The organism is Protofrankia sp. Cj3, from assembly GCF_917627355.1.
Taxonomy (GTDB): Bacteria; Actinomycetota; Actinomycetes; order Frankiales; family Frankiaceae; genus Protofrankia.
The window spans coordinates 9,991-21,977 of sequence record NZ_CAKJTR010000084.1; the positions used below are offsets into that span (position 1 = coordinate 9,991).

Annotated in this window: 8 protein-coding genes; 1 reads left to right on the top strand and 7 read right to left on the bottom strand. The window is 69.2% G+C overall.

What is annotated here, in order from left to right:
• Window positions 1–29 precede the first annotated feature (29 nt).
• On the top strand, window positions 30–1,358 hold the full coding sequence (locus MJ783_RS13165; protein WP_239310717.1) for an EAL domain-containing protein: 1,329 nt from the start codon (window positions 30–32) through the stop codon (window positions 1,356–1,358).
• Window positions 1,359–1,380: 22 nt separating this feature from the next.
• On the opposite strand, the gene leuA is transcribed toward MJ783_RS13165, so the two are convergent.
• The 7 genes from leuA to MJ783_RS13200 form a co-directional block, all read right to left on the bottom strand.
• Window positions 1,381–3,069 carry a 2-isopropylmalate synthase gene (gene leuA, locus MJ783_RS13170; RefSeq protein WP_239310718.1) on the bottom strand — a complete coding sequence of 563 codons (1,689 nt, stop codon included), beginning with the start codon at window positions 3,067–3,069 and terminating at the stop codon, window positions 1,381–1,383.
• Between the two features lie 442 nt (window positions 3,070–3,511).
• The gene (locus MJ783_RS13175) at window positions 3,512–4,348 is read right to left on the bottom strand and encodes a septum formation family protein (RefSeq protein WP_239310719.1); all 837 of its coding nucleotides are present in this window, start codon (window positions 4,346–4,348) and stop codon (window positions 3,512–3,514) included.
• 310 nt (window positions 4,349–4,658) lie between these two features.
• Window positions 4,659–6,248 (bottom strand): phosphoglycerate dehydrogenase, encoded by a 1,590-nt coding sequence (serA, locus tag MJ783_RS13180; RefSeq protein WP_239310720.1) that lies wholly within the window; start codon window positions 6,246–6,248, stop codon window positions 4,659–4,661.
• A 166-nt stretch (window positions 6,249–6,414) separates the two neighbouring features.
• Window positions 6,415–7,416: a ketol-acid reductoisomerase gene (ilvC, locus tag MJ783_RS13185; protein WP_239310721.1), complete on the bottom strand. Its 1,002-nt coding sequence runs from the start codon at window positions 7,414–7,416 to the stop codon at window positions 6,415–6,417.
• 76 nt (window positions 7,417–7,492) lie between these two features.
• Window positions 7,493–8,017 carry an acetolactate synthase small subunit gene (ilvN, locus tag MJ783_RS13190; protein ID WP_239310722.1) on the bottom strand — a complete coding sequence of 175 codons (525 nt, stop codon included), beginning with the start codon at window positions 8,015–8,017 and terminating at the stop codon, window positions 7,493–7,495.
• Window positions 8,018–8,021: 4 nt separating this feature from the next.
• Window positions 8,022–9,848, bottom strand: a complete 1,827-nt coding sequence (locus MJ783_RS13195; protein ID WP_255720533.1) for an acetolactate synthase large subunit — start codon at window positions 9,846–9,848, stop codon at window positions 8,022–8,024.
• Between the two features lie 220 nt (window positions 9,849–10,068).
• Complete coding sequence (locus MJ783_RS13200) at window positions 10,069–11,694, bottom strand: penicillin-binding transpeptidase domain-containing protein (protein WP_239310724.1); 1,626 nt, start codon at window positions 11,692–11,694, stop codon at window positions 10,069–10,071.
• Window positions 11,695–11,987: the final 293 nt, after the last annotated feature.

Here is an 11,987-nt window from a genome sequence, read left to right on the forward strand (position 1 = left end):
ACGCGACGGCGTAAAGGGGTGAACGGCGCATGATTCTTGAAAAAATCCCGGCCACGAGCCCCCCCGGCCACGAGAAGGCGACCGACGGCACGGGTGGATGGTCCGTGGCGCTGCACCGGGCGCTGGCCGATCCCGGTCAGCCGCGGGTCGTCTTCCAGCCGATCGTCGACCTCCGCCGCGGTGTGATTGCCGGTTATGAAGCGCTTGCGCGCTTCGGGGCGAGCGCGGCGCCATCGCCCGACCTGTGGTTCGCCGCCGCTGATCGCGCCGGGGTCGCCGCGCGGTTCGAAGCCAGGGTCCTGCGGGAGGCGCTCGCGGCGCGCGACCGGCTCCCGCCCAACTGTTTTCTCACCGTCAACGTCATGCCGCACCTGCTGACCGCTCCGGAGGTCGCCGCGGTCTGGCTCGACGCCGACCTGAACGGGTTGGTCATGGAGCTCAACGAGGCGGTCAGCACCGCCGAGCGTGCCCCTGAGATCGTCGTCACCACCCAGGCGCTGCGCGACCGCGGCGGCGTCATCGCGCTGGACGACGTCGGCTCCGGCTACGCGGGACTTCGCCAGCTCGCGCTGATCCGCCCCGAGCTGGTCAAACTCGACCGGGACCTCGTCGCCCGCGCAAACGTCGACCAGGTCAGACGAACCTTGGCCGAACTGGTCAACGTCTTCGCCAACCGGCTCGGCGCATGGGTGATCGCGGAGGGGGTCGAGCGCGACGAGGAACTGGCCATGCTCGTGGCCCTGGGCATCCCGTTCGGGCAAGGCTGGCACCTGGGCCGCCCAGCGGCCAGCTGGCAGCGCCTGGACCCGACGATCTCTCGGCGCATCCGGCTGCTCGCCCAGCGGACAGCGCGCGGCGACGGCATGAGCAGCCTGCTCGAACAGCTACGGGCCCCCGGTGGGGACGCCCGCCCCCGCCGCGACGCCCCAGCGGCAGCCACCCGCCGGCCCGGCATGGTGCCCCGGCCCCGGAGCGGTGCCATCGGCGCCGGCCACGGCACCGCCAGCGGCGATATCACCCGCGGTGGTCTGGCCGGCATGTGCGCCCGGCCCGATGAACATGTCGTCGAGGTGGCGCGCCGCGCGATGAGCCGTACGCCGTCCCAGCGCTTCGATCCGGTTGTGGTGGTCACCGAGATGGGGCACCCCGTCGGCCTGGTCCGGGTCGAGCGCATGCTGCTCCGCCTCGCGGAGATGGCCGGCCCGCCGCCGTCCGCGCGGGCGGCGGGCCGGGTTCCCGGGCAGCCGGGCTCCCGCTGCCCGGTCAGCTACCCTGCCCCGGCTGCCCCGGCTGCCCCGGCCAAGCCAGCCAGCCTCCCCCTCGAGATCTCCGTCAGCCTCCCCGTGGAGGTCCGGTGACATCGCGTCCAGCGGCCCGTCGTCACGGCTGGTCGACGATGCCCTTGTCCCGCGCGGCCCGGTTGACCGCGCTCACCACCGCCCGCAGCGAGGCTGTGACGATGTTCGGGTCGATGCCGACGCCCCAGCACACCCGGCCCCCCACAGCCACCTCCAGATAGGCGGCAGCACGGGCGTCGGCGCCGGAGCCGAGAGCGTGCTCGTGATAGTCGAGCACCCGGACATCGATGTCCCGTTCGGCGAGAGCGGTCACGAACGCGTCGATCGGACCGTTACCAGTACCGCTGATGACCTCGTCGCCGCCGTGGATGCGCACCGAGACATTGACCTCGTCGCGTTCGCCATGTGCCGCCGTGGTGCGGGAACCCAGCAGCTCCAGCGGGGCGTCCGCGTCGTCACCGGCGAGGAAGTACTCACGCGAGAAGATCTCCCACAGCTGCGTACCGGTCACCTCGCCGCCGGCACCGTCGGTGTGGCGCTGCACGACGCGGGAGAACTCGATCTGCAGCCGGCGCGGCAGGTCCAGCGAGTGCTCCGACTTCAGCAGGTAGGCGACGCCGCCCTTACCCGACTGGCTGTTCACGCGGATGACAGCCTCATATGACCGGCCTACGTCCATCGGGTCGATGGGCAGGTAGGGCACTTCCCAGCGCCGCTGCCCGGTCCGCTCCATCGCCTCGAAACCCTTTTTGATGGCGTCCTGATGCGAACCGGAGAACGCGGTGTAGACAAGATCGCCGCCATAGGGGTGGCGGGGATGCACCGGAAGCTGGTTGCAGTACTCGACGCCGCGGCGGATCTCGTCGATGTCGCTGAAGTTGATTTCGGGGTCGACGCCCTGGGAGAACAGGTTCAGCCCGAGGGTCACCAGACAGACATTGCCGGTGCGTTCGCCGTTCCCGAACAGGCACCCCTCGATCCGGTCGGCCCCGGCCATGACCCCGAGCTCGGCGGCCGCGACCGCGCAGCCACGGTCATTGTGCGGATGCAGGGACAGCACGACGCTGTCCCGCCGAGTCAGGTTGCGTGACATCCACTCGATCTGGTCCGCGTAGACGTTGGGTGTGGCCATTTCGACGGTCGCGGGCAGGTTCAGCACCACCGGCCGGTCCGGCGTCGGCTGCCAGACGTCCATGACCGCCTCACACACCTCGAGGGCGTATTCCAGCTCCGTTCCGGTGAACGACTCCGGGCTGTACTGCCACCGGACATCGCTTCCGCTCAGGAGCTTGTCCGCATAGCGGGCGCACCACTGCGCGCCCTGGACGGCGATGTCGCTGACGCCCTCGCGATCGAGCCCGAACACGACTCGGCGTTGCAGCGTCGACGTCGAGTTGTACAGATGCACCAGGACCCGAGGCGCCCCGATCAGTGAGGTGATCGTGCGTTCGATCAGCTCCTCCCGGGCCTGGGTCAGTACCTGCACGGTGACGTCAGCGGGAATATGACCGCCCTCGATGAGCTGACGGATGAAATCGAAGTCCGTCTGGCTCGCGGCGGGGAAGCCGACCTCGATCTCCTTGTAACCCATCCGGACAAGCAGATCGAACATCCGCATCTTGCGTGCGGGCGTCATCGGGTCGATCAGTGCCTGGTTGCCGTCACGCAGGTCCACACTGCACCACCGGGGTGCCCGCGTGATCGTGCGGCCCGGCCAGGTCCGGTCCGGCAGGTCCACCGGAGTAAACGGCCGGTACTTGTCGATAGGCATGCCCGAGGGCTGCTGCGAGGTAGTCACTGCTCTGCTGCTCCAAGCTTCCAGCGGAAAAGCCTGCGGCGGCCGGCGCGCACCGAACTCCGCGGCGAGGAAGCCGACCTGTCTCAGGCCCCGCCGCGGCAGCTAAGAGGCTCCGGCAATAGGGGACGCGGCATCGCGGGGCCAGGGCACGCACCTCGCGTCATCGCTCCCCGTCCATCGCCGCGCGGGGCACGGGTACCCCGGCTCGTCAGTCGCCACCCAACATCTCCGGTGACTCTCTCCGCCGCCTCGCGATGCACGCACCTCAGCCCCGCTCTTTGATCCACTCCCCTATTGCCGGGCGCTCTAAGAAGCAGGAGCGCGCGCATTGCCGGCTGAGCCTACTCCCTCGACGCTGATATCCGAAGCGGAACCATAGGACGGCGGGTGCGTCAGAGGCCGGTCCGGGAACGCTTCAGGTGGCCACACCCACGGCCCGCACCGGCCCCACCCGCGGCCGCAGATCGCCCGTGCGGACCGTACAGACGAGGCCATGGGCGCCGGCCAGCCATTCCGGCTCCTCCGGATACATGGACGCGGTCCGCACGTCCGGAACCGTTTCGGTGCTGCCGGCAAAGCTCCGCGCGACGTCCGGGCAGTTCATCCGGGTCGCGCTCGCCAGCTCGTGCGGACCCGGCCAGACGGGCCAGGCTGGGAACGGGCCGGCAAGGTCGAGCACCCGGGTAACCTGATCAACATGCGGCTGCTCGCATGGCACCCGGATCGGCAGGACCGTACGAGCCGGATCGGGGGTCCATGTCAGGCAGTCACCCTCCCGCAGGCCCGCCAACAGGGCCGCGTCAACCGCGAACCGCTGATCACCACCGGGCGGCGGGCTCGCCACATTCACGGCCGGGCTCGCCGGAGCCACGCCGGGCGAGCCGCTGCCGGCGCGGTCATACACCCGGGCCGGGATACCCGCGGACGGCGCCGGCGCCGAGACCGCGGCCATGCGCGGGACACCGTGGCGGAGCAGGAACAGCCCAAGGCCAGCTACCCCGGCCAACACCGTCACCAGCGCCACGAACCGGGTGGCCCGGCGGCCACGCGGGGAAGCCGGCGCCCACGCCCAGCGCTGGAAGGCGCTCGGGACACCGCGGTGGGCGGGCTGCACCCGGCAGTGAGCTGATCGCACCTCACCATGCGTCACGGCGCGTTCGTCGGCAGAAGGCTCGACGAAGCGCGCCCCGCGCACAAAGCTGTCGTCGAGGCACAGCCCCTCGAAGGGGTCCTGACAACCGTCCCGAGCCATGGCATTCACGGTAAACCCGGGACGCCGGTTCCCACACCACGGCAAGCGAACCGGGGAGCAGGTCACGGCCGCGGATTCCGACACGCGATCGGACGTATACCCGATAGCTTTCGGACGAGTGCGACAGAACAATAAGAGCGCCCGGCAATAGGGGTGTGGATCAAGGAGCGGGGCTGGGGTGCGTGCATCGCGAGGCGGCGGAGGGAGCCACCCTGGCGTTGGGTGGCGACTGACGACAACGCGGCGAGGTGCGTGCCCCAGCCCCGCGACGCCGCGTCCCCTATTGCCGGGCGCTCTAACCAGCCGTCTCCTACTCGTCGCTGAGGCTGACCGCACGTGCCGCGGACGCTCCGATGATCTTCGCGATCTCGGTCAGGATGTCCTGGGGCACCGCGTCGTCGAGCGAGAGCGACATCAGCGCCTCACCGCCGGCCTTGCGCCTGCTGACCTGCGCACTCGCAATGTTGATCTGGGCTTCGCCCAGCAGCGCGCCAACCGCTCCGACGACACCCGGCCGGTCGGCGTAACGAAAGAACGCCAGGTGCGCCTGGGGGCGGAGATCCACCTCGAAGTCGTCGATCGCGGTGACCTTCTCGACCTGACGGGGACCGGTGAGCGTGCCACTGACCGACACGGTCGTACCGTCCGCCAGCACCCCGCGCACCGTGACGAGATTGCGGTAGTCGGGGCTTTCCTCCGACGTCTCAAGCTGGACGTCGACCCCCCGCTCCGCGGCGAGCAGCGGCGCGTTGACGTAGGTGACCTGCTTCTCGATGATGTCGGTGAACACTCCCTTGAGAGCGGCGAGCTGCAACACGGACACGTCATGGGCGGCAATCTCGCCGCGGACCTCAACGGTGATCCCGGCGGCGAGCCCTCCGGCGATCCCCGTGAACAGCTGGCCGAGCTTCTCCGCGAGCGGGAGCCCAGGCCGCACCTCCTCGGCCACGACTCCACCCGCCTGCACGTTCACCGCGTCCGGCACGAACTCACCGCGCAGCGCCAGGCGTACCGACCGGGCGACGGCAAGACCCGCCTTGTCCTGCGCCTCCTGGGTGGAGGCCCCCAGATGCGGGGTGACCACGACATTGTCGAGCTCGAACAGTGGCGAGGAGGTGGTCGGCTCGGTGGCGAACACGTCGATACCGGCACCGCCGACCCGGCCGTCCCGGATGGCGTCAGCCAGCGCCGACTCGTTGATGAGCCCGCCCCGGGCGTCGTTAACGATGATCACACCCGGCTTGACGCGCTCAAGCTCGTCCTTGCCGATGAGGCCGAGTGTCTCCGGGGTCTTCGGCAGGTGGATCGTGATGACGTCGCTGATGGCCAGCAGCTCGTCGAGCTCGACCAGGCGGACACCCATCTGGGCGGCGCGGGCCACCGAGACGTACGGGTCGTAGGCGACCATCCGCATACCGAACGCCGACAGCCGCTGCGCGACCAGCACGCCGATACGCCCGAGCCCGACGACACCCGCGGTCTTGTCCGCGAGCTCGACCCCGACGTACTTCGACCGTTTCCACTCACCGGCGCGCAGCGCCGCGTTGGCCGCGGGAATCCGGCGGGCCACCGCCACCAGCAGCGCGACAGCATGCTCGGCGGCGCTGAGGATGTTCGACAGCGGAGCGTTGACAACCATGACACCGCGGGTCGTCGCGGCTGCGACGTCGACGTTGTCCAGCCCGATCCCGGCACGGGCCACGACCTTGAGCGACCCGGCCGCCGCAAGCACCTCCGCGTCCACCCGGGTCGCGCTGCGCACGATCAGAGCGTCGATGTCCGCGACCGCGCCCAGCAGCGCGGCCCGGTCGGCCCCGTCGACGTGACGGACCTCGAACTCGCCGGACAGCAGCTCCAGCCCGGCTGGTGAGAGTTCCTCGGCAACCAGGACGACGGGCACGGTAGGGCTCCTTGGGAAGACGGCCTTGTGGAAAAAGACACGAGAGGACGGCACGGACAGATCCTCGCGGGCCCGCGTGCCGGTGGACGCGGATACCAGCGAGCGCGGCCAAGCGTACCGAGTGGACAGGCCCCACGGGTGCGGCCCGCCCACTCGAAAGCGGTCGTCAGCCAGCCGGCTTGGAGATCCAGGACATCAGTGGCCGCAGCTGGGCCCCGACCCGCTCGATCGGGTGGTTCTTCCCCTCCTCCACGAGCTTGGTGAAATTCGGGCGGCCGGCGTCGTCCTCGGCGATCCACTCGCGAGCGAACGACCCATCCCGGATCTCGGTGAGAATGCGGCGCATTTCTTCCCTTACCGCTGGTGTCACCACCCGTGGGCCGCGGGTGACGTCACCGTACTCGGCGGTATCGGAAATCGAGTAGCGCATCTGGCTGATACCGCCCTCATACATGAGGTCGACAATCAGCTTGAGCTCGTGCAGGCATTCGAAGTAGGCCACCTCAGGCTGGTACCCGGCCTCGACCAGCGTTTCAAAACCAGCCTGCACCAGCGCGCTCGCGCCCCCGCACAGGACCGCCTGCTCGCCGAAGAGGTCCGTCTCGGTCTCCTCGGTGAAAGTCGTGCGGAGCGCGCCCGCGCGGGTACCGCCGATCGCCTTGGCGTACGCGAGCGCCAGCGGCAGCGCGCCGCCCGAGGCGTCGGCCTCCACCGCGACGAGCACGGGAACGCCCTTCCCCTCGGTGAAGGTCCGCCGGACGAGGTGGCCGGGGCCCTTCGGGGCGACCATGAACACGTCCACCCCGGCCGGCACTTCGATCAGACCGTAGCGGATGTTGAAACCATGCCCGAACGCGAGGGCCTTGCCCGGCGCGAGGTTCGGCGCGATGGACTCCGCATAGATCTTGCGGTGGGCCGTGTCCGGCGCGAGCAGCATGATCACATCTGCTTCGGCGGACGCCTCGGCCGGCGTGAGCACCCGCAGCCCCTGGTCGGTGGCCTTCGCCCGGCTGCGGCTGTGCTCAGGCAGGCCGACCCGGACGTCAACACCGCTGTCCCGCAGGTTGAGTGCGTGCGCGTGGCCCTGGCTGCCGTAACCGATGATGGCGACCCTGCGGTTGCTGATGTTGTCAAGCGACGCGTCGGCGTCATAGTAGATCTCGGCCATTATGATCGAATCTCTCCTCGGGGGGATTGAACACGGCACCGACGGACGCCGGGCCGCAGGGACGTCGAAACGAGGGTCAGGCCGTCCGCTCGACAGCCCGCAGACTACGATCGGTGATCGATCGAGAACCGCGCCCAAGCGCGACCATGCCGGACTGGACCAGTTCCCTGATACCGAACGGCTCCAGCATCCGGATGAGGGCGTCGAGCTTGTCGCGAGTCCCGGTGGCCTCCACGGTGACCGCGTCGGGTACGACGTCGACCACCTTCGCGCGAAAGAGCGCGACGATTTCCAGGACCTGCGAACGAACCGACAGGTCAGCCCGAACTTTGAGCAGAATCAGCTCCCGCCGGACCGACGCGGCCGGGTCCATCTCGACGATCTTTATGACGTTGACCAGTTTGTTGAGCTGTTTCGTCACCTGTTCCAGCGGTAGCTCATCGACCGCCACGACAATCGTCATGCGGGAGATGTCATCGTGCTCGGTCGGTCCGACCGCGAGCGACTCGATGTTGAAACCACGCCGGGAGAACAGTCCCGCGACACGCGCGAGGACACCGGGTTTGTTCTCGACCAACACCGACAGCGTGTGTGTGGTCACCGTGTCAGACCTCTTCGTAGTCGAAGTCGGGGGCGATGTCGCGGGCGACCCTGATCTCGTCGTTGCTCGCGCCGGCGGCGACCATCGGCCACACCATCGCGTCGGGGTGGACGATGAAATCCACCACAACCGGTGCGTCGTCAATCGCCATGGCCTTCTCGATGGTGGCGTCGACCTCGTCCGGCGACTCACAGCGCAGGCCCACACAGCCGAGCGCCTCGGCGAGCCGGACGAAGTCCGGCACCCGGCGTGGATGATTCCTGGCGCCGCCCGCGTGGGTACCGAGCTCGGTGTTGGAGTAACGCTGGTCGTAGAAGAGGGTCTGCCACTGCCGGACCATGCCCAGCGAACCGTTGTTGATGATGGCAACCTTGATCGGGATGCCTTCCAGGGCACAGGTCGCCAGCTCCTGGTTGGTCATCTGGAAACAGCCGTCGCCGTCGATCGCCCACACGGTCGCGTCGGGCCGGCCGGCCTTGGCGCCCATCGCGGCGGGCACGGCATAGCCCATAGTGCCCAGGCCACCGGAGTTCAGCCAGGTGTAGGGATGTTCGTAGGAGATGAACTGCGCCGCCCACATCTGGTGCTGGCCGACCCCGGCGACATACAGCGCGTCCGGCCCGGCGATCGCGCCGATCCGTTCGATGGCGTGCTGCGGCGCGATCGAGCCGTCCGCCGGCCGGTCGTAGCCCAACGGGTAGGTCCGGCGCCAGCCGTCGAGCTGTCGCCACCAGCCACCGAGGTCCGCCCGCGGCTCCTCCCGCAGCGCGGCAGTGAGATCAATGATCACTTCCCGGCAGTCCCCGACGATCGGCACGTCCGCGGCCCGGTTCTTCCCGATCTCAGCCGGATCGATGTCGGCGTGGATGACCGCGGCCTTCGGCGCGAAGGAGGCAAGCCTCCCGGTCACCCGGTCGTCGAACCGGGCGCCCAGGGCGATCAGCAGATCGGACTTCTGTAGCGCCGTCACCGCGGCGACCGACCCGTGCATGCCGGGCATACCGAGATGCTGGGGGTGAGAGTCGGGGAAGGCGCCACGCGCCATCAGCGTCGTCACCACCGGGATGCCGGTGAGCTCGGCGAATGCGCGCAGCTCGGCGGCGGCGCGTGCCTTGAGCACGCCGCCACCGACGTACAGGACCGGGCGACGGGCGGAGCTGATGAGCTTCGCCGCCTCCCGGATCTGCTTGGCGTGCGGTCGGGTAACCGGCCGGTAGCCAGGCAGACACAGCGTGGGAGGCCAGATGTCGCCCGGCAGTACCGCCGTCGTCGACTGCAGGATGTCCTTGGGCAGGTCGACCAGGACCGGCCCGGGACGTCCCGTCGAAGCCAGGTGGAACGCCTCGGCGATCGTGCGCGGGATGTCGTCCGCGGAGTGCACCAGGAAGTTGTGCTTCGTGATCGGCAGCGTGATGCCACAGATGTCGGCTTCCTGGAAGGCGTCCGTCCCGATCGCCGCGCTCGGCACCTGGCCGGTGATCGCCACCATGGGCACCGAGTCCATGTAGGCGTCCGCGATCGGCGTGACCAGGTTCGTCGCGCCCGGCCCGGAGGTCGCGACGCACACGCCCACCCGGCCGGTCGCCTGCGCGTAACCCTCGGCGGCGTGCCCCGCCCCCTGCTCGTGGCGAACCAGGATGTGGCGGAGACGCTCAGCGTCGTACAACGGGTCATACAACGGCAGGATCGCGCCGCCGGGAATGCCGAAGACCACGTCGGCTCCGGCCTCCTCCAGCGAAAGCACGAGCGACTGCGCTCCGGTGATCTCTCTGCTCATCTGATCGTCTTCCTTGACGTTCCACGGGAGTGACGGGTGGGTCGTGCCGGACATAAAAAAACCCCCCGTGCCAGAAGGCACTGAGGGGCGGCGCACGCAGTCTGTACTCGACCAAGGTCTCTGATCGGCTACGCACGCTCTTCACGTACGAGGATTCCGGAAAGCATGCGACCACCTTCCCCGACATTCGCGCCCCCGTCAAGGTTCTCCGCGCAACCACAACGAAACACCACGTCCCGGACAACCACCGGCGACGGTCAGGGGGCGGCGATGCTCAGGGGGTGCCCAGGCCCGCCAGGAAACGGGCCGCCACCGGGGCCGCCGACTGCGCGCCGAAGCCCCCGTCCTCAACGATGACCGCAAACGCGACAGTGCCGCGGTAGCCGACAAACCAGCCGTGGGTCGGCGGCGGGTTGCCGTCCTTGTACTCGGCCGTGCCGGTCTTGCCATGCACCTCACCAGGAAAGGCAACCGCGTTCGCCGTGCCCTCGGTGACCACCGCGCGCATGAAATCCTGCAACGGCGCGACCACCGCCGGGGGCAACGCATTGCTCCTGGGCGCACTGCCGGCTATGAAAGGCTGGCGCCAGGTCCCGCTGGCCACGGCCGCCGCCACGCTCGCCATCTGCAGTGGGCTCGCGGACACCTTGCCCTGCCCGATCGCGGCGGACGACGACTCGACCGCGTCCTTGGGCGGCGGGAACGAGCCACCGACACTCGCGATCGGCAGCGGCTGGGTGCCGTCGAAGCCATACAGCTTCGCGGCCTGTTCCAGCGCGGAGTCCGGCAGCGACTGCTCGAGACGGATGAACGCGGTGTTGCAGCTACGGGCGAACGCCGCCCGCAGCGGAATCGGGCCGAACTGTTCGGCCTCGGCGTTCTGGAACGTACGCCCACCGACTGCCACCGTCTGCGTGCAGTCCAACGAGGTGTTCGCGTCCTTACCGGCCATCAGCGCCGCGGTCGCGGTGACAATCTTGAAGGTGGAGCCCGGCGGGTACCTGCCGATCACGGCCCGGCCGTAGCCGTTGAGCGGATGGTTCACCAGGGCCAGGACCCCGCCGGTCCGGGTGTCGATAGCGACCAGTGCCCCGTTGGGCTTGATGGCTGTTGCCACCGCGGCCTCACCGGCGCGCTGCACCTTCAGGTCGAGCGTGGTCCGGACATCCTTGCCATCCGCCATCGGATACGCCCGCAGGGTGCTGACCGTCTCGTTCCGATCGTTGCGGACGACCACCGTGCCGCCGTGGGGGGCGAGGTCGGGGTCATACACCCGTTGCAGCCCCGACAGCGGGGAGACCTGACCGATCAAGTTGCCGGCAAGCTCCGCGTCAGCCCCGAGCGGCTGCCCGTTCGCGTCGAGCAGCTGGCCCCGCTTGCCCGTGGAGGGGGTACGGTCCAGCCGGAGGCCGGGCGCCAGCGCCGGGTTGACCGAGTCGGGACGGGCCTGCACCTTCCAGGCCTTGCCGCGGCGCACCAGATGCAGCACGCCATCGTAGGTGTACGGCTCACCGAAGCCCGTGAGGACGAGGGTCGCCGAGTAACCGACCGTCGCCGTCGCGTCCTGGCGATGCAACGGGCCGGCTGCGAAGCGGGCTCCCGCGACGTTCAGCCTGGTGCGGACGTCGACCATCGTTGCCACGAGCTGGTCCACGGTGATGGTGGCTGGCACGCTGGCAGCGGTCACGCCGGCCCGGCCCTGATCCTGCGCGGCGGTGGTCACGGCCGTGTCCCCACCCGGGTCGCCGAGCGAACCGAGGTTCTGCCAGCTGGCGAGGTATGCCTGGGCGGCGCCGGCCGCCGCGTGGTCCGCGGCGCGCGCGTCGGCGCGGGTCTTCACGACGTACCCGACACCGGCCACGGCCAGTAACAGGATGACGACCACAAGCGCGATGAGCATACGGCCACGCCCGCGTCGCCACGAGGCCGAGGCAGTGAGCCCACTGGAGGTGAGAGGCACCGTGGCGGGCACTCCTCCCAGAGATGGTGGCCGGGTACGCCACGATTCTTGGCTTTTGACGGACTTTTCCGGGCGCAGTCGCGAGTCTACGGACAGCCCCGTGCTCCCGGCCGCGCGACACACCGAAAGCTGTCGTAAAAACGTAACGGCGTGGTCATGCGTCGTTCGACCGATGGATGGAAAACCCCGCGATGACAACGAGTCCCACCCATCGGCAGCACCAGCAGTCACCA